Annotated in this window: 19 protein-coding genes and 1 pseudogene; 3 read left to right on the forward strand and 17 right to left on the reverse strand. The window is 54.5% G+C overall.

Features of this window, described 5'->3' with window-relative positions; all coding sequences use genetic code 11:
• Positions 1-130 precede the first annotated feature (130 nt).
• Both NSQ80_RS19980 and menA read right to left on the reverse strand, forming a co-directional pair.
• Complete coding sequence (locus NSQ80_RS19980; protein WP_339300580.1) at positions 131-1,213, reverse strand: Gfo/Idh/MocA family oxidoreductase; 1,083 nt, start codon at positions 1,211-1,213, stop codon at positions 131-133.
• Between the two features lie 82 nt (positions 1,214-1,295).
• The gene (menA, locus tag NSQ80_RS19985) at positions 1,296-2,243 is read right to left on the reverse strand and encodes a 1,4-dihydroxy-2-naphthoate polyprenyltransferase (protein ID WP_009223638.1); all 948 of its coding nucleotides are present in this window, start codon (positions 2,241-2,243) and stop codon (positions 1,296-1,298) included.
• 283 nt (positions 2,244-2,526) lie between these two features.
• On the opposite strand from menA, the gene NSQ80_RS19990 reads away from it, so the two are divergent.
• Positions 2,527-2,739 carry a hypothetical protein gene (locus NSQ80_RS19990; RefSeq protein WP_157273311.1) on the forward strand — a complete coding sequence of 71 codons (213 nt, stop codon included), beginning with the start codon at positions 2,527-2,529 and terminating at the stop codon, positions 2,737-2,739.
• 1 nt (position 2,740) lies between these two features.
• Here NSQ80_RS19990 and NSQ80_RS19995 read toward each other — a convergent pair whose 3' ends face one another.
• The 14 genes from NSQ80_RS19995 to NSQ80_RS20060 all read right to left on the reverse strand — a co-directional run bounded on the left by NSQ80_RS19995 (position 2,741) and on the right by NSQ80_RS20060 (position 20,267).
• Positions 2,741-4,126 (reverse strand): diguanylate cyclase, encoded by a 1,386-nt coding sequence (locus NSQ80_RS19995; RefSeq protein ID WP_260070938.1) that lies wholly within the window; start codon positions 4,124-4,126, stop codon positions 2,741-2,743.
• Positions 4,127-4,312: 186 nt separating this feature from the next.
• The gene (locus NSQ80_RS20000) at positions 4,313-4,870 is read right to left on the reverse strand and encodes a hypothetical protein (protein WP_009223635.1); all 558 of its coding nucleotides are present in this window, start codon (positions 4,868-4,870) and stop codon (positions 4,313-4,315) included.
• Between the two features lie 147 nt (positions 4,871-5,017).
• Positions 5,018-6,307, reverse strand: coding sequence for an NCS2 family permease (locus NSQ80_RS20005; RefSeq protein ID WP_260070937.1), 1,290 nt, complete (start codon positions 6,305-6,307; stop codon positions 5,018-5,020).
• A gap of 101 nt (positions 6,308-6,408) precedes the next feature.
• Complete coding sequence (hemH, locus tag NSQ80_RS20010) at positions 6,409-7,443, reverse strand: ferrochelatase (RefSeq protein ID WP_339300584.1); 1,035 nt, start codon at positions 7,441-7,443, stop codon at positions 6,409-6,411.
• A gap of 225 nt (positions 7,444-7,668) precedes the next feature.
• On the reverse strand, positions 7,669-9,180 hold the full coding sequence (locus NSQ80_RS20015; RefSeq protein WP_260070935.1) for an MDR family MFS transporter: 1,512 nt from the start codon (positions 9,178-9,180) through the stop codon (positions 7,669-7,671).
• 194 nt (positions 9,181-9,374) lie between these two features.
• The gene (locus NSQ80_RS20020; protein ID WP_260070934.1) at positions 9,375-9,944 is read right to left on the reverse strand and encodes a TetR/AcrR family transcriptional regulator; all 570 of its coding nucleotides are present in this window, start codon (positions 9,942-9,944) and stop codon (positions 9,375-9,377) included.
• Between the two features lie 103 nt (positions 9,945-10,047).
• A complete protein-coding gene (locus NSQ80_RS20025) occupies positions 10,048-10,905 on the reverse strand; it encodes a GNAT family N-acetyltransferase (RefSeq protein ID WP_323078077.1) in 858 nt (285 codons plus the stop codon).
• 29 nt (positions 10,906-10,934) lie between these two features.
• Positions 10,935-11,915 carry an aldo/keto reductase gene (locus NSQ80_RS20030; protein ID WP_009223629.1) on the reverse strand — a complete coding sequence of 327 codons (981 nt, stop codon included), beginning with the start codon at positions 11,913-11,915 and terminating at the stop codon, positions 10,935-10,937.
• Positions 11,916-12,127: 212 nt separating this feature from the next.
• A complete protein-coding gene (locus NSQ80_RS20035) occupies positions 12,128-12,526 on the reverse strand; it encodes a metalloregulator ArsR/SmtB family transcription factor (RefSeq protein WP_260070932.1) in 399 nt (132 codons plus the stop codon).
• A gap of 3 nt (positions 12,527-12,529) precedes the next feature.
• Positions 12,530-12,955, reverse strand: a complete 426-nt coding sequence (locus NSQ80_RS20040) for an SRPBCC domain-containing protein (RefSeq protein WP_260070931.1) — start codon at positions 12,953-12,955, stop codon at positions 12,530-12,532.
• A gap of 181 nt (positions 12,956-13,136) precedes the next feature.
• Positions 13,137-15,239, reverse strand: coding sequence for a glycoside hydrolase family 36 protein (locus NSQ80_RS20045; RefSeq protein ID WP_323079151.1), 2,103 nt, complete (start codon positions 15,237-15,239; stop codon positions 13,137-13,139).
• A gap of 105 nt (positions 15,240-15,344) precedes the next feature.
• Positions 15,345-16,667: an extracellular solute-binding protein gene (locus tag NSQ80_RS20050; RefSeq protein WP_009223625.1), complete on the reverse strand. Its 1,323-nt coding sequence runs from the start codon at positions 16,665-16,667 to the stop codon at positions 15,345-15,347.
• A gap of 125 nt (positions 16,668-16,792) precedes the next feature.
• On the reverse strand, positions 16,793-18,445 hold the full coding sequence (locus NSQ80_RS20055) for a response regulator (protein WP_339300589.1): 1,653 nt from the start codon (positions 18,443-18,445) through the stop codon (positions 16,793-16,795).
• Positions 18,438-20,267, reverse strand: a complete 1,830-nt coding sequence (locus NSQ80_RS20060) for a sensor histidine kinase (protein WP_260070929.1) — start codon at positions 20,265-20,267, stop codon at positions 18,438-18,440. The genes NSQ80_RS20055 and NSQ80_RS20060 overlap by 8 nt, the downstream gene beginning before the upstream one ends.
• A 184-nt stretch (positions 20,268-20,451) precedes the next feature.
• On the opposite strand from NSQ80_RS20060, the gene NSQ80_RS20065 reads away from it, so the two are divergent.
• Positions 20,452-21,342 carry a sugar ABC transporter permease gene (locus tag NSQ80_RS20065; protein WP_198136159.1) on the forward strand — a complete coding sequence of 297 codons (891 nt, stop codon included), beginning with the start codon at positions 20,452-20,454 and terminating at the stop codon, positions 21,340-21,342.
• Positions 21,342-22,172 carry a carbohydrate ABC transporter permease gene (locus NSQ80_RS20070; RefSeq protein WP_009223605.1) on the forward strand — a complete coding sequence of 277 codons (831 nt, stop codon included), beginning with the start codon at positions 21,342-21,344 and terminating at the stop codon, positions 22,170-22,172. The genes NSQ80_RS20065 and NSQ80_RS20070 overlap by 1 nt, the downstream gene beginning before the upstream one ends.
• A 658-nt stretch (positions 22,173-22,830) precedes the next feature.
• Here the strand turns inward: NSQ80_RS20070 and NSQ80_RS20075 are convergent.
• Positions 22,831-23,557: pseudogene (locus tag NSQ80_RS20075) on the reverse strand (AAA family ATPase).
• Positions 23,558-23,567: the final 10 nt, after the last annotated feature.

The raw sequence follows: 23,567 nt of genomic DNA on the forward strand, positions 1-23,567 counted from the left end.
GTTAGTTCCTTCCGCTTTGGAAAAATGAGTCCTGTAGCGGACTTTCACCGCCTAGTTATCGCCCATGCCGGGCGCACATGAAAAAAAGCAGAGTGAATCGTCAATGGATTCACCCTGCTTTTTGTTGTTTTTAGATGGCCCAGGGCTGGCGCTCGGTCCGCACCGTCTGCCCAGATTGGACTGCCTGCTCCATCATCAAGGACAGGTATTGGTCCTGAGCTGCCTCCGCCAAGCTGTAGAACGAAGGGCCTCCATGTACGTATTGCCCCATCTTCTCCAAGCTGGTGGCGATGGCGATCTCTTCGTCCGTCAGCCGTCCCGGCCGGAACGGGTTTACGTAAACCCATTCGGAGCCGGCCAGCACGCCCTCGTGGTAATACCCCAAAAGGCTGCCGTTCTGGCCGGCATCCACCCGCCGCAGCTGCAGCTCCACCGGGGTGCGGTAATCACGGAGATAGCGGAGCTCGGTGCCGTCGATTTCACCCCGGACGCCGCGCACCAGCACGCGATGACGCCGGATCGGCGAGAAATATTGATCGTAGGTAAAATCGAACAATGCCGTTCGCTCGCCGAACCGCAACAGCGCGATCGTCTGGGACGAGGTGACGATCCGTTCCTCCTCTGGCCAGCCTCCGCGGCCGGGGCCTTGAACCAGCGGGGACTGAATCTGCTCCCCGCGGATTTCCGCATCCTCGAATCCCACCCCGAGCAGTTGCCGGATCAGGCTGATGCCGTGGTAGCCGTGCCCCTCCGATACCTGCACGTGCGACACCTCGCCCAGCAGGCCAGACCGCACGACGGCAAGGCGAGCCGCATGCATCGGCTGGAACAGGAACTGCTCGGCCACTTGAATTTTCGCTGCGGATCCCACGCTTGCATAGAGTTGGTGCAGCCCGGCCAGATCGGCCGCCGGCGGCGTCTCCGTCAGAACGGGAATGCCCGCTGCGGCGAGCCTGACCAGATACTCCGGTGTGACCGTACGCGGCAACGACAACACCACAAAGTCGAAGTCCCGCCGCTCCAGGAACGCCTCCCAATGCGACGTGACCGGGACGCCCCAAGTCCGGTTGACTTCCCGGCCTTTTGCTTCGTCCCGCATATAAATGTTGCTAACTTCAAAACGCTTCGGCAGCGCGCGGGCAATGCGCAAATAAAATTCAGCCCGCCAACCGCCGCCGACCATTCCAATCCGCAGCTTGCCCCTATTGTCCATCGTGTCTTTGCTTCCTCCTCAAGTCTGCCAACCCACGCGTCAGGCCCGGATCACATGGATGCCTCGCCGCGGGGTCCCATCGTCAGAAGGGCAGAACGGCGGCGACAACCAACGCGAGAATACGCGCCATATTGGTTAGCAGGAAATTTTGCACCGACAAGCCAAACGTCAATTGCTTGGTTGGCTGCGCGGTAAACGTTCGGATATTTTTTGACACTGGCACCACTGTGAGGAGCACGAGCAGCAGAATAATCGGATGAACCCCCAGGATCGCCAGTACGATGACATCTACATAGGCCGCATAATAGAGCAACTTAAACAACATCAGCGCCGGCCCTTTTCCAATGTAGATCGGTAAGGTGTAGCGTTTGTTGTCGATATCCTCTTCCATATCGCAAATATTGTTGGCCAGCATGATGTTGGCAATGCCAAGAATCGCCGGTATGGAGATGAGAAATACCAGCAGCGTCTCCAGCAAATGAACTTGGAGAACTACCGTACCGCCCTGCAGTGTCAGTGAAGCCAAGCGGTCGCCCGCGTGAATGTAAGCCGATACAAATATAATAACAAATCCCATGAACAGTCCGGAAAAAATTTCGCCCAGCGGCATCCGAGAAATCGGAATCGGCCCAAAAGAATACAAGATGCCGACCGCAAACGACAACGCGCCAAGCAACAGCAGCAGCCACCCGGTCTGAAGGAAGAGCAGCACTCCCGCGGTCACCGCGATCATGAACAACAAAATAATCAGTGCTAGCACCGCGGCCGGATTCATGCCGTATTTTACGATGGCATTGTGTTTTTCGTAGCCGTAGCCGTGCTTGCGGTTCGCTTTTTTGTAATCCACATAGTTGTTGATCGCCGTCGTGGTCATGTCGAAGCTGAGCAAGGAAATCAGCATGAGCACAAAATGCCAAGGCTCAAACACATGGAACCGATAGACAGCATAGACCGTGCCGAACAGAAGCGGAATTATACTTGCGGCCTTCGTCTGGATTTCCACCAGCTTGAGAAATTTGGTGATCGCCATTCTCCATCATCCTCTTTTTATCTCGTTAAAAAGAAGATATCTTACTTTTGAAATAATGGCTGTTGGATATGTCCTTGACAAAGGGCATTAGGCTAGAATTCGCAAGCCGATGTATTCGATTCGTTTGCCATGACCTGACGGCTTAAGCTAAAATGCAAGTAAGTTGTACCAAAACCGTAGAAGAGGGGTTCGCGTATTGTCCATGTTCTCCACAGAAGACCTGATTGGATCTTTGATCTTTCTCCTTATCCTCACTGTGATCGCCGTTTGGAATTTGCGGAAAATGAGTTCCGGAGCGTACGATCTCAAGGCGCTGCGCAAACGCGGCCTGGTGTGGACCGAGGTGGCGGTCGCCTTGTTCCTGCTGCAGCTGCTGCTGCGCAAGGGAGACAACCGCTTTCTATTGGTCCTTGGCATGGTGGTCTTGTTTGCGGCAAGCCAGTGGCTCGGAGCTATCTATTTGGAGCGGAAAGAAAACAGAGGGGAGAAGAAATAAGTCAGCTGGGCAGCGGCGTGCTTGGTTCAGCGGTCATCCGGATCGAATCGCCGCCCCGCTTGACGTCATACATCGTTGCATCGGCGAGCCGAAGCATATCCTCTAAGCTGGCGTTCCCGTCCGGCGACAGGCTGATGCCAATGCTGGCCGAGATGCTGATGCGCATTCCCCGATACACATAACCTTCAGCCAGGCTGGATCGAATGCGGTCCAGCACTTTTAATACCCCGTCCTCCTGCAAGTTCACCAGCAGGATCACGAATTCATCCCCGCCCAAACGGCAAACCATATCCTGTGCCCGGACCAGGGAAACCAGCCGGCCTGCGATATGCTTCAACAATTCATCCCCGGCTTCATGGCCGTATGTATCGTTCACTTCCTTGAAATTGTCCAGATCCAGGAACATCAGGGCGACCGGCTCTCCTCGCCCCTGTGTTTCTTCGTATTTCGCATTAAATTTTGCCCGATTGGCAAGTCCAGTCAGCTCGTCATGATAGGCCAAGAATTGAATCTTTTCCTCTAGCTGCTTCCGTTCCGTAATTTCAATAATGACTCCTTCCAGCCTTACGAGGTGCCCGTGCGCGTTGAAATACGGTCGTGCCCGGTTCTGAAGCCATTTGATTTCGCCGTCCGGCCGAACGATGCGGCATTCCTTCACGGAGTTGGTTTTTTGGAGGATGAGTTCATGCTGGATCTCGAAGAATAGCTTTAAGTCCTCAGGGTAAACGATCTCCTGCACCTGCTTCCCCTTCAAACTCTCGCTCGAATATCCGGTAATTTGCTCGAATCCGGCAGAAACCTCCAACTCCATTGTACTGAGATCATAAGTCCAGACCCCAACGGATACGCTTTCAAGGATATCGTTCAATTGCTGTTTGCCACTTTCGGCGCGCGGCGTCCACATCTTCGTGGTCAACACATAGATCAAGCAAAACGATAGAATAAACAGGCCGTATACCAGAAAAAAAGCAGCGTCGGCGCGTTCCAGCTTACCGGTCAGCAGCGCCCCGCGGTCTGCGAGCGCGAAATACAGCATCGACAGGAGATGAAGTGCACCTGCCACAGCGACCGCAAGATAATGATGATACATCAAACTGAGGAGCGGAAGCAGCCCCAGGAATATATAACTGGTCACGGACAAATCCGTGAATACCATAACATTGAGGTAAATGAACAGCATCACAAGCGTTAAAATCATCGTAAGACGCGGCCAGCGGCGTCTGATAACAAATCCGGCCAGCACCAAGAGCAGGGAAGCGCCCAAGATCGGTTGCGCCACTTCGACATGCCGATGGACAAGCATTTGCAGCACACTGGCAACGACAAACAAGCCGACAAGCAATTTTAACATCCAGATGTTTTTGTTATGAATTTGGTGGGCGTTCATCCGTTCTCCCCCCTTGAAGTGAGGCTCATCCTAATGGCGCAATAGGAAATTTTAGGTACAAAGAACTATGTCTAAGGAAATATTATACTACAACTGCAAAATTGTGCTACACGATTTTATCAGCAACACCCAAATGAAAAAGCCGGAGTGAACGCTCCGACTTTGGTCTAATGCATATGCAGGATTTCACGGCACATATTGCTGCACGATCCGGACGGCCTTGCCATCCTTCAGCGTGAGATGATACGGGAATTGGCTGAGATCCAGCAGATCCGTGTTTTGGAATAACTTGCTGAATTTCTGTAAGGTTACGGTTTCATTTGCCCTAATTTCGATATCCTCCGGCTTGCCGGTCCGGTCATAAATTTGCAGCACAACTTCAGCATCCGTAGAAACCGGATAAGTCACCGATTCCTCCGTCTCATTTACGATATAATAACCGTCCGGCGGTCCGTCAATCCCGGCATCCGGTTCGCGTTCTGCGAAGATCGCCGCCGCCTCATCCCCCTGATACCACAAGATCGGGTCCGCCGTGAGAACTGCCCCGTCAGAGCCAAGCTTCACAGCGTTCAAGTATACCGTGACCGTATCGGGGAACTTAAGCTCCGCCGTTCCAACGGCCGACGTCTTGGCTCCCGTTCCCGCTCCCGGAAGGAATCCGAAGGACGACGGCGCATGGGCATCCAGCCCGGGCAACATTACAATGAGCGCCAGGGGAAGCAGCGCTGTAAACCAATTTTTCATGTCAGGTCCGCCTTTCTATGTCAGCACATCCAGCGAATTACCGCCTCAGGATTTCCATTGTATGGCTTACAGGTTCATTATATGACGGCCTACCGAAAAAAGGGTCTCACCCAGGTTAAAACGGGTAACAAAATCTTCTTCAATTTCCTAATGCGCCGGGAAAAAGGCCAGCTGAATCACGAAGATCACGCCAAACACGTAAAGCAGCGGATGAACCTCCCGCCCTTTGCCGCTGACCAGCTTCATCACAGGATACGTGATGAACCCGACGGCGATCCCGGTGGCGATGCTGGCGGTGAGCGGCATCATGAGCAGGATGGCGAAGGCCGGAAACGCCTCGTCGAACGATTTCCACTGAATCCGGGCCAGCCCTTCCATCATAAAGCAGCCGACGATGATCAAGGCGGGTGCGGTGATGGCCGGAAGACCAGAGATGGCTCCCACCAGCGGCGAGATGAACATCGACAGCAGGAACAGTCCGGCGACGACGAGCGATGTTAGGCCGGTGCGGCCGCCCGCAGCCACGCCGGTCGTCGACTCGATGTAGGCGGTCGTAGGGCTTGTACCAAACATCGAGCCGATGGTGGTTGCCGTCGCATCTGCGAGCAGCGCGGCCTTGGCCCGGGGAAGCTCGCCGTTCTTCATCGCGCCGGTTTGTTCAGTAACGCCAATCAGCGTGCCGGTCGTGTCGAACAACGTGACGAGCAGAAATGCGAATACGGTTGTATACAGCCCTTGGCTAAAGACGCCGGACAAATCCAGATCGAAGAAGACCGGTGCCGGCGGGACGGATACGAAGCCGTCCAATTTCAGCTGGCCAGTGAAATAACCAAGCACCGCGGTCAGCGCCATGCCGATAAACAGCGCGCCGGGAACACGGCGGGCCATCAGCACCAGCGTGACAAAGACGCCAAACAAGGTCAGCAAAGTCACCGAGCGGTGCAAATCGCCAAACGTCACCAGGTTGTCGGGATTCGCCACGACGATACCGGACATTTTTAGCCCCAAAAAGGCGATGAATAACCCGATACCTGCGGTAATACCGAATTTCAGCGAATCAGGAATGGCGCGGATCAGCGCTTCCCGCAGCCGGGTGAAGCTCAGCAGCAGAAACAGTACCCCGGCAAAAAACACCGTGCCCAGCACTGTCTGATAAGACAACCCGGTGCTGGCGACAACGCTCGTAAAGTAGGCGTTTAACCCCATGCCGGGTGCGATGGCGATCGGATGCCCGGCGAACAGCGCCATAAACAGCGTGCCGATGACCGCCGCAATCACCGTAGCCATAAACACCTGATCAAACGGAACCCCCGCAGCGCTAAGCACCGCGGGGTTGACGACCAGGATGTAGGCCATCGCCAGAAAGGTGGTTAACCCAGCGAACAGCTCGGTTCGAATGGTCGTTCCATGTTCCTTCAACTTAAAAAACCGTTCCATATAAACGGATGCCCCTTCCTTATGTACTTTCTTGTTGTCAGTATAGCCATTTCGGGAAGTTGTCTTCCCTTGGAAAGCTTGCGGCTTCAGGCCGCGTTCAATTAGTCGTCGATCCAGCCCTTCGTTTGGGTCCGGACAACCTCCGCGAGGACGTCCAGCCAATCCGGCTGATCGTTTAAACAGGGGGCGACCGTAAATCCATCATCGCCCACGGTGCCGCCGCATCGGGCAATGAACTCCTCCTTCGCCTCAATCCCCAGTTCATACAACGTCTCCAGACAGTCGGTGACGAATCCGGGGGTAAACACCAACGGCCGTTTCACGCCGCGGTCGACCAAGCGCTGCAGCTGCTCTGCCGTGGAGGGTCCAAGCCACGTCTCCGGACCAAACCGCGATTGGTACGCGATATCCCATTGCTCAGGCGTCCAGCCCATCGCCTCCGCCAAGAGGCGCGCGGTTTCGCGGCACTGCTCCGGGTACGGGTCGCCGCCGTCGGCATACCGCTGCGGGATACCGTGAAAGCTCAGCAGGAAGTGATCCGGCGGCTGCGGCAGGCGCTGCAGCAGTGCGGTTAGATGCGTCTGCATCGCGCGAATATAGCCGGGATGGTCGAAGAAGGCGCCCGCCAGGCGAAGCTCCGGCACAAAGCGCTTCGCGGATGAACCCGAGCGCCGGTCCTTGCCGAGGGCGGCAAAGCAAGCCGCATCATAAATGGCGGCGGTGGTCGTGGACGAGTACTGCGGATACAGCGGCAACACGAGGATACGGTCCACCCCCGCTGCTTCCAGGCGGCTTACCGCCTGGGCGATGTCCGGTTCGCTGTAGGCGAAGCCCAGCTCAACCTTATAGCGCTCGCCAAGGCGCTGCTGCAGGCCGCTTTGCTGCCGGCGCGAGATCGCCAGCAGGGGCGAACCCTCCTCGCCCCAAATGCGGGCATACAGCCGGGCCGAGCGCTTGGGGCGAACGGCCAGGATCACGCCGCGCAGCAGCGGCTGCCACAGCAGCGGCGGGTAATCGATCACGCGCCGGTCGGATAGAAAACGGCGCAAAAAGGGCCGCACCGCCTTGGCCGTCGGCTCCGCCGGCGTGCCGACCTGCGCCAGCAGCACACCGATCATACGGGATGAAATAGGCACGAAAAACTCACTCCGTTCATCTTGGTTCTTGCCTGCTCCCCATTTGCAGGTAAGCAATAATCCCCTATTCCATCATCCCTGTTAGTTGCCGGATGATCAATCGAAATCCTCAAGTTTTCCAGAATGTTCACATTTGGTAAACGCAACAAACCGGTCCGATGGAAGCTTGCCACCGAACCGGTCTTTGCCCGTCTGGAGCATAGACGGCCTTTGAATTCCTTAGGATTAACGCGATTCCGGTTGAACCTCCGGCTTAAACTCCGGATGGCTGCCCGCAGCGGCCTGCGTTTCCTCCGGCGCGTAGGTGCGGCGCAAGAACAAGCCGATCAACAACGCCACCACGCCAACGTACATCGAAATGGTAAAGGCTTGGTGCATGCCGGACACCAGCGCGTTCCCCAGCTCGGCCGGATCCTGCGGATTTGCCGAAGCCTTCAGGTAACGCTCTTGGCCATGCGAGAAGATGCTGATGAACAGCGCGGTACCAATCGCGCCTGACACCTGCTGCAGCGTGTTCATGATCGCGGTGCCATGCGGATATAAGTTGCGAGGCAGCTGATTCAGCCCCGTCGTTTGCCCCGGCATCATCACCAAGGAAATCCCGATCAATAACGTGATATGCAAGGCGATGACCTCACCGGTCGAGCTGTCCGTCGACAAGCCGCGCATGAACCACAAGGTGGCGATAACGATGATGAGCCCCGGCGCGATCAGCGCGCGCGGACCGAATTTATCGAACAGCCGCCCCGCCACCGGCGACATCAGACCGTTGATTACCCCGCCGGGAAGCAAGACGAGACCGGCTGCGAACGGTGCCAACAGCAGTGCGCCCTGCAGGTACATCGGCAGGATAATCAGCGTCGAGAACAAGGTCATCATCATGACCATGAGCAGCATCGCCGACAAGGTGAACATCGGGTATTTAAAGACGCGGACGTCCAAGGTCGGCTCAGAGACCCGCAGCTGCCGCCAAACGAACAAGATTAAAGCGATAAATCCGACGACCAGGCAAGTGTAGACGACAGGACTCGACCAGCCTTCACCTTCGCCCGCGTGGCTAAACCCGTATACGATGCCGCCGAAGCCAATCGTCGACAGCAGAATGGACAGCAGATCCACCCGCGGTTTCGTCAATACCGACACGTTCCGCAAATACAGCGCTCCGTAGACGATGGATAATACCGCGAGCGGAATCACCAGATAGAACAGCCAACGCCAATCCAACACATCCAGAATCAGGCCGGACAGGGTAGGACCAATCGCCGGACCAAACATGATGACCAGGCCGATCGTACCCATGGCCGCGCCTCTTTTTTCCGGAGGATAGATCGTCAGAATGGTATTCATCATCACCGGAAGCAGCAGCCCTGTTCCAATCGCCTGAATGATCCGACCGAGAAGCAGCACGCCAAACGAAGGCGCAATACCGCAAACGACCGTTCCGACCAGGAACAGAATCATCGCCGACAGGAACATCTGCCTCGTCGTAAACCATTGAATCAACAGCGCCGTAATCGGCACCAGAATCCCAATCACTAACATATAAGAAGTAGAAAGCCATTGTATCGTCGAAGGCCCCACGTGTAGCTCTTGCATCAAGTCAGTGTAGGCCACATTCAGCAAGGTTTCATTTAATATGGACACAAAGGCCCCGATGACCAGGGCTATTGTAATTGGTAAACGCCTGATCCCTTCCACACCGGCGCCTTGAGCCGATGACATCGTTGATGTATTCATTTGTAGGGTTACCTCCATCTTCTCCTATTTTTGGACTTTGCGTCTCTCTCTAGGTTTCATATATATGAACAAGGCAAAGCATGCCTTGGGGTTCGTGCTGGCGACTGAATAGACCGTTCTATATATAAAATTTAAAATAAAGGGGCGCGATCTCGCTTCCTTCTTCTGCCGCAAGGGCCTCCGAGCAACGGGGCTCAGGCAGGAAAGAGCCGCGGAATCAAACGAGCTGCCGTGTGCAAAGGTTGGCTGCTCTTTTGCGTTAAGCACATGATGATCGAACCTTCTACGATCCCATTGATCAGAACGGCTAAATCCGCCGATTCTTCCGCACTGTAGCCGGAAGCGATAAATTTCTTCTCCAATTCAGCGATCCAGGCGTCATACACTTCGCAGCAGGCTTGACGAATATTCTCGTTGCTGCGGGCGGTCTCGTGGGCGACGATGCCAATCGGCACCCCTAGCTTCGCATCCTCGCGGTCATAGTTCTCGGCAATGAGAAGCAGCAGCGCTTGCACGGCCCCAATTGCATCTTCTGTGGATTCCAGCACGGCGCGCAAGCTCGCCAAAGTGACGTTCTTGGTGTAAACGACAGCTTCACACGCGAGTTGTTCTTTGCCTTCAGGGAAATGGTAATACAACGATCCCTTGGGTGCACCGCTCATTTGGGTGATTTGGTTCAGCCCCGTCGCGTTATACCCTTGGCTCTGCAGCAGCTTGGCCGTCGTTTCGATCAGCAACTGTCGGGTTGGATTCTGATTGGGCATGCATACCGGTACCTTTCCGCGTAAGATTAGACCGATTGGTCTACATGATGATAAACGATGTCCAAGGCCAATGTCAACACTTTAGGTCCGGTATGCCCCCATTTTATAAGCGCAGGTACATCTCATGCAGGCTGATTTTATCGCGAACAAACCCGTGCCGGTCCAAAAATCCTTCCAGCAAGGCATTATCGGGCAAAGAGGCTGTGAATTTAACGAAGCCTAATTCCTCGCGGGCAGCGACCAGCATCCGGGTGGCCAAGCCTTGTCCCCGATGCCGATTGCTGACAATCAGCATATTAATCTTGCCAGTTGGACTAATCGAGAGCCCTCCGGCCCATTCACCGTCCACCTGAACGCCGTAATAGACGTTGGAAGGAGTTCGCTGCTGATACTCCAAATCGTTTTGCCAGTTTATGTGAAAATATCTCCAAGGGCCCACCAGATCGGCGAAGGTCTCGAACGTAATCTGCTCCACCGGCACTCCCGCAGAAGCCCCAAGCGGGGCTTCCAGTCGGGAAGCATCGGGAAGGGTGAAGAACGAGACGTCGTACACACGGCGGTATCCTCTTTTTAGATAAAAAGCGATCGCCCGGTCGTTCCCGGCAATGACCTCCAGGAACAACTGCTTGCAACCGGCTTGCAGCGCCTCCTCCCGGTGCAGGCCCATCAAACCTGCACTTACTCCCTTGCCGCGGTATTCCGGGCTGACGGCCAGCGCGCCGCAGCGCATCGTTCGGACGGACTCGTAGACCTTGCTGCCGCCCAAGACAACCCCCACGGGTTCTTCGCCGTCGAGAGCCACGAAGGAGTGCTCACGCGCATTGCCTTCCGGACCAAAAAATCGATCCTCAAACTCCGCTTCGGTCAAATTAAATTGGATGATATAATCGGCAAAACCGCGTTGAAACGCCTGATATATCGTGTTCATGTCCAGGTCCGTGCCCCGTACGTATCGCATCATCGTCTCGTTCTCCTTCCTCGCATAGCCTTTTACCAGGCGTAGGCTTTTGGCGCTTCACCGCCCGGACCCGGGAAGATCTCGTCGATGGCCTTCAGCGTCTCCTCGCTCAGCTCGACTTCGACAACCCGCAGCGATTCCTCAAATTGCTGCAGCGTGCGCGGCCCGATAATCGGCGCCGTAACCGCCGGATGCGCCAGCGTCCAGGCGAGGGCCACCGTGGCTTCCGATTCGCCCAGCTCTTTGCACAGCTGGCTGAACCGCTCCAGCTGCGGGCGCAGCTTCTCGATCCGTTCGGTCTGCTTGGCCGTACGCGAGCCCGGCTGCGGATTCAGATTCCCGCCGAGAATCCCTCCGTCCAACGGGCTCCACGGGATGACGCCGATCCCCAGCTCCTCGGCTGCAGGCAGAACCTCCAGCTCCGGCAGACGGCACAGGAGGCTGTACTTATGCTGCTCGGAGACAAGGCCCAGCGCCCCGCGGGCTTTCGCCTCATATTGGGCTTTCACAAGATCCCGCCCGGCAAAGTTGCTGGCGCCAACGTATCCGATCTTGCCTTGTTTTTGCGCGATGTCAAAAGCATTCCATAACTCATCCCAAGAAACGTTCCGGTCGACATGATGCATCTGGTACAGTTCGATATGGTCCGTGCCGAGCCGCCGCAGCGAATCGTCCAGATGGCGGCGGATTTTGTAGGCCGATAAGCCGGAACTGCCTTCATTCGGATCTGACGCAGGATCGCTCATCGCTCCGTACACCTTCGTCGCCAGCACGACCTTCTCTCTACGACCGCCGCCCTGCGCGAACCAACGGCCGATGATCTCCTCAGTCCAGCCGCGATGCGACGTACCGCCGTAGACGTTAGCCGTATCGAAGAAATTGACGCCGGCATCAATCGCAGCGTCCATGATTTTAAACGCTTCCTTCTCATCCGTCGTTGGCCCAAAATTCATCGTTCCCAGGCACAAACGGCTGACCTTCAATCCGGTTCTTCCCAAACTGACGTACTTCATGTCAACAACCTCCTTGAGCGTTTTTTGGAAGTAACTTGCCATGATGAAATAGTCCACACCCATTATATACCAGATGGGAGACCCGGGGAAGACAGCCTGTCCAAGCCAGAAGGATGTCCGGCCCCCTTTTAATCCCTGAGACCAGTAATCCGCCGTGAACAGGAGGAAAGCCTCCGGCTTACCACCTATTGAGGTGCAGCCGGAGGCTTCATTTATTCGCCCGGAGTCTCGCTTGCGCTGCCGGACGGCGGCGTCGGGACGGGGCGAAGTCCCGCCGGTTCCGCGCCCGGTTCGGATTCAACATAGTGCTTGAGCAGGGACAACTTGTTCTCCCAGAACCGCTCGAAATACGCCAGCCAGCGCTTCAGCTCCAGCAGCGGGTCGGCGTCCAGGCGATAGCGCGTCTCCCGACCGACCTTGCGCTCGCGCACGAGTCCGGCTTCGGCCAAGATGCGCAGGTGCTTGGATACCGCGGTCCGGCTGATCGGGAACCGGCTGCTGATGTCCTTCAACGGCAGCTCTTGCCCGCTCAGCAGCTTCAGAAGCTCCCGGCGCGTTGGGTCGGCAATCGCCTGGAACACGTCATGTTTTGCAGAGGCTGCCTCCGCCATGGCTTACCCCTGTACGTATTCGGCCAGCTTGACGACGATACCGGTCCAGCCTTGATCCATGCGGCCGCGAACCAGCTCGTGCGCCTCGCCGAATTCGGTAACTTGGTCGACGGTCCACCCGCCGTGAATCAATGTAAATTCAGTTTGCTCCCCTTTTTCCTCCAGCTCGAAGGTCACCGTCCAATCCTTGCCCCAATTAAACGATAACCGGTGCGGCGGCTCCAATTCCGTCACCTTGCACGGGGAGTCTCCGAACGGGCCGGCATGCAGGACAAACTCATACCCTAATACCGGCTGGAAGCTGTTTGGCATAAACCAGGCGGCAATCCCCTCCGACGTAGCTACAGCCTCCCATACCCGCGAGATGGGTGCATTGAGCAGGATCGTGTGCCGGATATCCGGCAGCTTGCCCGTATTGTTTTGTTCCATCGTCTATTCTCCTTTTTACTCATGATTGTTCAGTTAATATGAAACCAAAAGGTTTCCTAATAACAGTGATTATATGACACCATTTGGTTTCATGTCAACAACACTAGGATTCCATAGGTTCAAAAAAAAGATCCACATCTCCAGCAAAAAGCAGCGATGCGGATCTTTAGATATAAACTTCCTACCGTTTACGGCGGATTTCGAACAATCGGGCAGACGGTGCGGAAGGCAAGGTGACCGTCAGCTGACCCGCAGCGGCATCCCAGTTCCACGCGCAAACCAAGTCCTGCGGATAGGCACAGCGGATGTCCAGCGCCTCCCCTTGCAGCGCTGGAAGCGGCAAGGCTTGAGACGAGGCTTCCCCGCGCGTACGCCATACGGCCAGATATACCGTATCGCTGTCCGGCCGGCGCAGGCCCAGGCTGATCCAGTCGTCCTGCTGCTTGGGCAGCCCCAGCGGCCAGAACGGCAACGACTCTGGAATGTCCGCGCGAATCGTCTTGTAATAGTCCAGCGCCTGCTTCACCAGCTCCCGGCGCCGCGGGCTTAACTCTGCCAGATGACCGCTCTGATGCACACGCAGCAGCAGCGCATTCACCATGTTGAAGACGACCTCTTCATCGTCGCCTTCCCGCAGCGGATACGACCAGATGGCGGATTGCTCCGGCGTCAGCGCAGACGGGGATGCAGCGGCGATGGCCGCATAGTTCACGTAATTCTCCTGGTCGCTGGTCGATTGGATGCTGTAACGACTTAACATCGCGTAATCCATCCGCATCCCCCCGCTGGAGCAGTTCTCGATGACGAGCTCCGGATAGCGTTCGAAAATCCGATCCAGCCAAGCCAAGTACGCGCGGTTATGCTGCAGCAGTCCGTCGCCGAAGCTGTCTGCCGCTGTTTCCGTCCCGATTCCGGCGTTGATGTTGTAGTCCATTTTGATATAGCCGACACCATAGTCCTCCACCAAGCGGCGAATGACCTCATCGGCGTGGGCCACCACCTTCGGGTTGCGGTAATCCAGCTGGTATCGGCTGCGGTCCATCACCCGTTTGCCGTGCCGGATGAAGAACCAGCTGTCGTCCGTGTCAGCCAGCTTCGGACTGTTGATGCCCATAACCTCCAGCTCAAGCCATAATCCCGGCACCATTCCTTTGCTCCGGATATAATCCAACACGTACTTGATCCCTTCCGGGAACCGTTCTGAAGACGGCAGCCATTCTCCCACGCCGTCCCACCACTCACCCGGAGCGTACCAGCCGGCATCGATGCAGAAGTATTCGCAGCCCGCTTCGGCGGCGGCATCGATCAATGGCAGCAGCTTCGCCGTCGTGGGTGAACCCCAAAGGCAATTCATATAATCGTTGAAAATAATCCGCAGCTCCCGGTTATCCGCGTTTGGCCGGCGAATCCGGCGCCGGTAAGCGGTCAGCTGGCCGATCGCTTCCTCAAAGCCGCCATTGGCCGCGCCAACGGCAACCGGTACGCTGATAAACCGCTCGCCAGGCTGAAGCGATTTCCACCAATGGTTATCGTGCTCGGTCGGACCGCTGAGGAGCAAGGTCAGTTGGTCCACCTGGTCGAAGATCTCCCAGTGCCAAGAGCCGTTATGCTCGATTTGCCAGAACAAGACGCTCCCCGCCTCCCGGTTCTCCAGGACAGCCATCGGGATATGCTCGGCCGCCGACCAGGAACCCGTATTGCTGCAGGAGATCCGCTTGGAGCTGCGGTCCGTCAAATGGGATAAGCCGAGCTCAGGCAATTTGTAAGTGCGCCACTGCAGCTCGCTTTGCCATCCGGTGTGGGGGATGGACAGCCACATTTTTTCGTCCCGATCCTGACTGCCTTCCTTATCCAAACCGGTCAATGCAAAGGAAGAAATGTACTCTATACCTACTGCTTCCGGCCCGGCATTGTACAGTTCTGCCCAAGCCCGGACCGTCTGCACCCCGTCGTAAAATTGGATGTGCTGCACCGCCTGCAGCCCGGTCTTCGGGTCGCGCAGCGCAATTTCCAGCTTCCTCCCCAACTCGTTGCGTCCTTTGGTATGGCCGGCATACACCATCCGTAGTCCCGGGTACGATGCCCGGTGGGTTCGTCCGTGATACTCAGCCCGGTCCTCTCCAGTTAATTGCAGCTCCATCAGGCGGAAGCCCGGTTTCTGCTCCTTCTGGATCACCGCTTCATTCAGCGCGTTTGCCCCAAAATGAAGCAGCCGCACATCCTGCTCGTCGGTGACTTCCAATACGAGATGTAAGCCGTTTTCCCGAAGCTCGATTTGATTCATCACCCTCGCACACTCCTTACCTGTCCTAAGTAAAAGCAAAACCCAGCACCGATAGATGGTGCCGGGTTCATTTTGTGGTTTACGAACAACCGAGATTCTCGATGTTTATTCCGCCGAACCCAGTTGTACCCATGCTTGCTCGATTTCGGTCACAGCTTGATCTTTTGTTTTGCTGCCGCCGATGTAAGCTTGCATGATTTCTCCGAATTTTTGATGGAACGTATCCAGCGAATAGTTGATCGCCAGGTCACCCGATGGCTCAGACTTCAGAATTTCGTTCATTTGCTTCGGCATATCCAGTTCTGGAAGCGGAGCGTCCTTGATTGGAGGAATAACCTTCGCAATCGTGGAGAACCAGCTCTTGCCGTAGTCGGAAGTATACAGCCAGTTAAAGAACTCGATCGTTTCGTTGACGACCGCAGAGTCTTTATTGATGCGCAGAGCTTGGTCCGCACCGGTGATGATCATCGATTGATCTGCTTTGTCGCTGACCGGATAGCCGGCAATGCCGATTTGAATGTCTGGGTTAATTTTCTTGATCGCTTCTTCGTCCCATGCACCTTTCCCTGTCATGATCGCCGCTTTGCCGGATGCAAAGTCGCTGACTTGCGCATTGCTGTCGCGTTCCAGCGGTTTGTCGGTGCCATGCTTCACTGTCGTATCGATGAAGTTAAAGAAGCTGTCGTACAGCGCCGGATAATCCTTGATTTTCGCATCACCGGCAATAAAGCTCTTCACCAGATCTTGCGACGTTACGCCAGCGTCTTGAGCGGCAGCGTTCACGAAATGTTGGAAGATGTGTTTCCATACCCACCATTCTTTATACGCATTCGCAAACGGCGTAATGCCTTTGGCTTCCAGTTTAGCGATGGCGTCGTCCAACTCCGCTGTCGTTTTCGGGAATGTCATCACGCCAGCTTCATCCAACAGCTGCTTGTTATAGATTAAGGAGAACAAGTTCCCTTTAACCGGCAAGCCAAGCACTTTACCGTCGGAGGAAGTCATATTGGCGCGTACCGCATCCGTCATGGCCGCAGCCAGCGGTTGATCCGTCAAATCCGCACTGTACTCAGCAAAGGTGTCGATATCCCCACCCGCCGTAGTTTGGAATACGTCAGGCGTGCTTCCCGCTGCGATTCTGGATTTTAATACGGTGTTGTAGTCCGCCTGCATGATTTCCAGGTTAATCGTCACGTTTGGCTTCACTTTCTTATATTCCTCAATGTAGGCGTTAAACGCGTCGGTATATTCCGGAGAAGCCGTGAACATATTGATGGTTACGGGTTTGGAATCATCCGTCGCCGCGCCATTACCGGCACCTGTGTTGCTTGCCCCGTTATTCGCCGCGTTATTGTTGCCTCCGCATGCGGACAACAGGCCCATGATCAACACCAGGCTGAACGATAAGGCCAGAATCTTTTTCTTCATTACTTTGCCCCCACTTTCTTTATGGTTAATATTAACTATGCTCCCTATTTTAATGAAAGGAGTCGGGTAATAAAATGTAGATATGTGGCGAAAAAAGGGTAAAAAAGTGAAGTCCGGTCGCGAGTTCACTTTTTGCCCCTTTCCTCCTCCTGCTGCTGGCGGTATTCGGACGGTGACAAAGCATAATAATTCCGGAACGCCTTGCTAAAATAGTTCTTATCCTTATAACCCAGCATTTCCGAGATCTCCTGAATTTTGAGCGACGAATCGTCAAGCAGTTCTTTCGCCTTATCCATACGGACCTTCTGCACATATTCATGGATGCCGCAGCCATACTGCTGCTTAAACAGCTTCATCAAATACTCGCGGCTCAAAAAAAATCTCTCCGTGAACATGGAGATTTTGATGTCCTCAAAATAGTGATGGTCGATATATTCCTTGATCACCTCGACGCTGAATGGACGGCCTGCGGCCATGGAGCGGCGGACTTGCTCGTGATAATACTCGGTTAGATGGAGCAGCAAGGCCTCGAACTGATCAAACGTAGCCACATCCGTGCAGATTCCAAGCGCTTGCAACGAACGATCCACGCCGGGGGAAGGAAGCTTGTCCGCCGGAACGCCCAGCTCCGAAGCCGTATCATTCATCAGCACGACGATTTCCCGCAGCAACCGATCGGCTGCGCCGATGCTGAAGAAGCCGGCGGCCTTGATGCTCTTGGTAAACTCGGCCATCACCGATTTGGCATGGTTTACATTGCCTGCCTCTAACGCTCCCCGCAAGATCGGCATCCGGTTGGAGAAGGAGAACGTCTCCTTGTTCGCTGCCTTGTCCGCTTCTCCAATGACGGCGGTCCCTTTGAGCTTCAGCAGGTCGATGCTCTGAATGCCGGCAACGGCCTCATCATACGATTCAGCCAGGTTCAGCACATCCTCGCAATACCGGCCGATCCCTCCGGCTGCCAGCATGCCAAACAGATCGCTTAACGTCGAAACGATTTTCTTCATCAGTTCCCCTGCACGAAAAGCGATCTCTTGCGGGTAGCCCCCCTTCACCGTGTAGACGGCGATCACTTCCCGCTCCTGCTTCGGATTGGCAAAGCTGAAGCACTGCAGATTGTCCACCACGATCTCATTAATCACATTGGCCACCGCGAAATGGAGCAGCTCCCGGTCGCGATGGAACCGGCTGTCCTGCACGGCTTCCATGTTCAAGATTCGCAGGACGAGCGCCCCAAATCGATGATCCGGTTCATCCGCCCCAATTAACGAGAGGAACGCCTGGCTGCTCTGCTTCTTAAAGCTCCGTTCAATAATGGAAAAGTAGATTTTCTCCTTTAATTTCGGGAGCGACATATTAAACGCAATGTTTCGAGTGATCGATTCCTTCTGTCGCTCGCGTTTGGCATTCAGCACATCTACCGCCTTGCGCAGCGCCTGATTCAAATCCTGACGATTGACCGGCTTCAGCAAATAATCGACCACTTTGGCATGAATCGCCTGACGGGTGTATTCAAAGTCGTCATACCCGCTGATCACAATGGTCAGCAGCTCGGGATACTTCTCCTCTACAATCCGCAGGAAGTCGACCCCGTTCAGCTCCGGCATTTTCATATCCACCATAACGATATCCGGCTTGTATTGTTCCAGCATGGCGAGTCCCATCTTGCCGTCCGTTGCTTCCCGGATTTCATCCACCTCAAGCTCCTGCCAATTCCCTAAAATCCGAATCGCTTCGCGAAGCGGTTCCTCATCGTCGATAATCAATACTTTATACATGACTGCTGCCCCCCCGCGGTATTAACATACACATCTCCGTCCCGTGCTCATCGCTCTGGATCCGTAGCTCCGCTTCTTTCCCATAGAGAAGCTTCAAGCGGGTATACAGATTTTTGAGCCCGATGTTCTCTCCTTCCTGCTCCTCCCAATCTTGGAGGAAGGACGCCTGGATTTGCTCCATCTGTTCCGGAGAAATACCTGGACCGTTGTCGCTGACGGAGATTACCGCATGCGTGTCCCCCAGCTCGGCACGAATACGAATGGAGATGCCGCTCGACATTTTCTCTAGCCCATGCTTAATGGAGTTTTCAACCAGGGATTGAATGGACAGCTTGGGAATTTGCAGCTCCTTGAGCGCTTCCTCCCACTCGACCGTTACCTGCAGACGACTGCCAAACCGGGCCTTCTGTAACGCGAGATAACGTTCGATATGCTTCAGCTCCTCCCTAGCGTTCACGATGTCTTTTCCACTTATGCAGTATCTTAGCGTCAGCGCCAAGGCATCCACCATATCGGCCACTTCGTCATCCCCGCTCTTGAGCGCTTTGGTCGAAATTGCCTGCAGCGCATTATACAGAAAATGCGGGTTAATCTCGGCCTCCAGTGCCTTGAGGATCGCGTTCTTCTCAACCAGCTTCATCTTGTAGCGCTCATTGATCAAATCGTTGGTCCGCCGCACCATCCGGTTGAAATGCCGGGATAAATAAGCGATCTCGTCCCGACCTTTCACCGGGATTTCCGCGTCAAAGGTCCCTTCGCTAAAGCGGCGCATCTGAAGAGACAAATCCTTGAGCGGACTCGTAATTTTATTGGAAAACAAAGTCACCAGAATGAGCGAAATCAACAAAAAAATCAAGCCAATCAAATATCCGATATTCCGCGTGGCTCTGGCAGCCGCGTAAAGGTTGCTGTACGGAATCGGTTTGACCAGCTTCCAACCTCCGTTCGCTTCAATGTTGTAAATAATCAAATATTTATCGCCAGCCTCGTCGGTCCAGGTGACCGGCTTCTTAGAACCGTTCTTGTCAAGCCGGGCGAGCCATGGCGCATCCTCAATCTGCTCCAAAAAAGCAGGATCATCCACATGAAAAGGAACATTGTTCGGATCCAGATAAAGCAGATGCTCGCCTTTCTCGAACGGAACATCCTTCAGAATCTGGTCTTTGACCGTTGGCTTCAAATAGAAGGAGACGATCGCTTTCGGCTCGCGAGTCACCAAGGCGCGCAGCACACGGTGGTACCCCATAAAGTCAGGTTCCACGGTCATGTTGTAACCCGACTTCGCCCCCGGCACGATAAACGATTGATAGGCCTCGTTATGACGGCTCTCCATCGCCTGCTTGTACCACGGCTGATTCGGAATGTCTTCCTGATAGCTCACCCGAACCGAAACGTTATAAGCTTCGCGCGTAATGGAGTAGTATTTGTGTTGGTCGATCAAATAGAGATAAATGCTCTCCAGGTCGTTCCGCGAGTAAAACAGTTCACGCAGATAGTCCTCCAGGTACATTTTCGACGCATAATCCGATTCTTCGTTCATAATCGCCTGCAGGATGTCCTCGTAGTGAATCTGCGGAAGAGACATCTGTTCCACGCCGGCGAGGTAATCTTCCAGCTTCTGATTAATCAGCTTCAGATTGTTGGTGGTGCTGATCATGCTGTGCTCCACGGATTCTTGTTCTAGCATCTCATAGGAGATAATCGTCAGAAGACCAACCACTAGAATAATAATCGTCGTAAACAACAAAACAAGCTTATTGACCAGCCTGCGCGAAATCCGGTCAGTAAGCGTTGTCAGCATGCTTCGGATGCGGTTGAACATAGCTCCTCATTTCTAGTACCTCGGGCAAAAAAGCGAGTTCACCTTTTTACCCTTAACTGTTTTCTTAAATCCATTTTGACGGCAAAACCGCTGTTTTATAATCATTATAGTCGAAAAAGCCCAAGTGTATAGGGGAGACGGTAACACCGCTGTTTAAACCAATACGTCACGAAAAAGAGGTGCCATTATGTTCAAACTAGGGAGAAAACGGGACGAGAAATTAGAGTTTGGCGCATTTACCCTGCCGATTCTAATTGCCATCATCGCGGTCTTCTATTATCCGTTTGTCATGACGATCCGTTATTCCCTGACCAAGTGGAACGGGATATCCAAGCATCCGAAATTTATCGGACTGGACAATTTCAAGCAAATTTTCATGGGCGACGCGAACTTCTCGCAGGCCGCCTGGTTTACGATTAAATACGCGATTCTGTATATCGTAATCATCAATGTACTGGCGATTTTGCTGGCGCTGGTGCTGGATATGAAGCTGAAGACGACCAACTGGCTGAGAGCCGCCTTCTTTATTCCGTACATTCTCAGCTTGGTGATTGTCGGCTTTATCTGGAAGTTCATTTTTATGCAAGGCTTTGAGTCCCTTGGCGAAAGCACCGGATGGGGCATATTCTCGCTAAGCTGGCTGGGGGAACCCGGACTCGCCTTCATTTCGATATTGTTTGTCTCCATCTGGCAATCGATTGGTTTTTACATGGTCATTTACATTGCAGGTTTGCAATCGGTTCCAGATGACTTGAAGGAAGCAGCAACCGTGGACGGCGCGGGCCCATTCCGCAGATTCTTTAACGTGACGCTGCCGCTGCTTGCACCATCGATTACGATCTCCGTCTTTATGGCGTTGACCAACTCGATTAAGGTATTTGACGTCATCCTGTCCTTGACCGGCGGCGGCCCTGGCGGCACGACGTACAGTGTGGCGTACGACATTTACCGCGATACGTTCCAGAACAACCTGTACGGCTATGGTACAGCGAAAGCGCTGATCCTGTTCGTCGCCGTGCTGATGATTACAGCGATTCAGCTGACGATCTTCAAACGCAGGGAGGTTGAGGCGTAATGAAAAAGAATACGGCTGGCCGCATCATCCTGGAAATCGTGATGGTGCTGCTCTCAATCCTGTTCCTGTATCCGTTGTTCCTGACGATCATCAACTCGCTGAAGAGCTTCTCCGAGGTCATGACCGACGTCATCGCCTTGCCGAAGAAGCTGGCTTTCGAAAACTACAGCTATGTATGGGAGTTTATCAACTACCCGCGGCTGTTCCTGAATAATGCGGTGGTGACCATCCTCGGCTTGGCCGGGATCGTGTTGATCTCGTCCATCGCCGCGTACAAGCTGGCCCGCACGAAATCCAAAGCCAGCTCGATCATCTACTTTATCTGCATCATGCCGATGCTGATTCCGTTCCAATCGATCATGCTGACGGTGCTGCAGATGGCGAAGAACCTCCATCTCTCCGACAGCACGTGGGGACTTGGTATTCTGTACTGGGGCTTCGGCGCTCCGCTGGCCCTGTTCATCTACCACGGCTTCGTGAAGGGGATTCCGAAGGAAATCGACGAAAGCGCTACGATCGACGGCGCCTCCGGCTTCCGGTTATTCTTCAGCGTCATCTTCCCGCTGCTGAAATCGGTCACCACTACGATCATCATCATCGACGTAATGTGGATCTGGAACGACTTCCTGCTCCCATTGCTGATGGTTAACGGCTCGCCGGCAACCAAAACGCTGACGCTGGCCGCATACACCTTCGTCGGACAATACACCTCCGACTGGCAATATGCGATGACCGCTATGGTGATGGCGGTACTGCCTTCGATCATCGTCTTTATCTTCCTGCAAAAATACATCGTCAAAGGCGTTGTCGCCGGCGCGGTGAAAGGGTAATGAATACAGCCCCTGGTCCAATGGATCGGGGGCTGTTTGCGCGCTTAGACAATAACTGCAAAAGTGTCAAAAGTACAGTTATATTCGGCGAAAACCCGAAATTCCGGCGAAAGCCCCCTCATAAGCGTTAGATTCTCAACGCCCCCGTTTTGGGCCCAATAGCGTTGCTGGCAAGCGTTAGAGCGCAGGTTCGCCATTGCGCCTAACTGCGCTTACCTGCTACGAACCCACCAGGCGACGTGTGCAGCTCCGGCTAACGCTTGCCACAGCGCTTATTTGCGCCAAATGAGGGGGATTTCATTTCTAACGCTTGCCAACGAGCTTATTTGCGCCAAAAGGCCCCGTTTCGAGGGGGAAACCGGCAAATAAGCTCTCTCATAAGCGTTAGATTCTCAACGCCCCCGTTTTGGGCCCAATAGCGTTGCTGGCAAGCGTTAGAGCGCAGGTTCGCCTCAACGGTGTTCGCCGGAGCCCATCAACGCACACGAGTTCCCTCACCGAGTCAGCGGCCCACTCACCGCGATATCGACTCGCTCAGGCTACAGTGGCTTGCTCACGTGACAGCACTCGCTCACCGCAACAGCAAACCCGCACCGGGACTGACATGACTTTGTAACACGTAGATAACTCAACAATATGAGATGTCTTCTTCATTTGCCTAAACCAAGTCCCCCTCGTCCTCGTCTTCATCCTCAAACAACGTGTGAAGCACGCTGTTCCGGTTTTCGAGGAAACGACGCGTAATTTGGTAGTGATCCGTATCCTCGTAACGGATCCGCCCCAGCTGATCGCCATCGAAATTCAGGATGTCCGCGTCCGGATAACCCATCAGAATCGGCGAATGGGTAGCTATGATGAACTGGGCACGATCCGATAAGTCGTGGATGATCCGCAGTAATGACAACTGCCGGGCCGGGGACAAGGCGGCCTCCGGTTCGTCCAACAGATAAATGCCCCGGCTGCCAAATCGATACTTGAACAAGCTGAGGAACGACTCGCCATGCGATTGACTGTGTAAGGACACCCCGCCGTAGGCCCGCGTTGCTGCGACATCATCGATATGCGAGGCAAATGAATAAAACGATTCCGCCCGCAGAAAGAAGCCGTTCGTCACTTTCGGGTTCCATGAGAGACGCAGATAGTCGCCAAGCGCCGATTCCGATCGGTCCACCTCGTAGACGTTGTTTCTCCCGCCCCCGGCTGGATTAAACCCGGGCAATCCCCTCCAGTAACGTGGATTTCCCCGAACCGTTCTCCCCGACAAAAAAGGTGACCGGACGGCGGAGATGAAGCTTATTCATCTTCCGGACCAGCGGGAGTGAGAAAGGGTACTGGTGGAAGGAGGGCATTTTCTCCTTCAAAAGCGTTACCTCTCTTAAATACACCCTCTTACTC

Origin of the sequence: Paenibacillus sp. FSL K6-2441, from assembly GCF_037964765.1 — a bacterium.
Taxonomy (GTDB): Bacteria; Bacillota; Bacilli; order Paenibacillales; family Paenibacillaceae; genus Fontibacillus; species Fontibacillus phoenicis.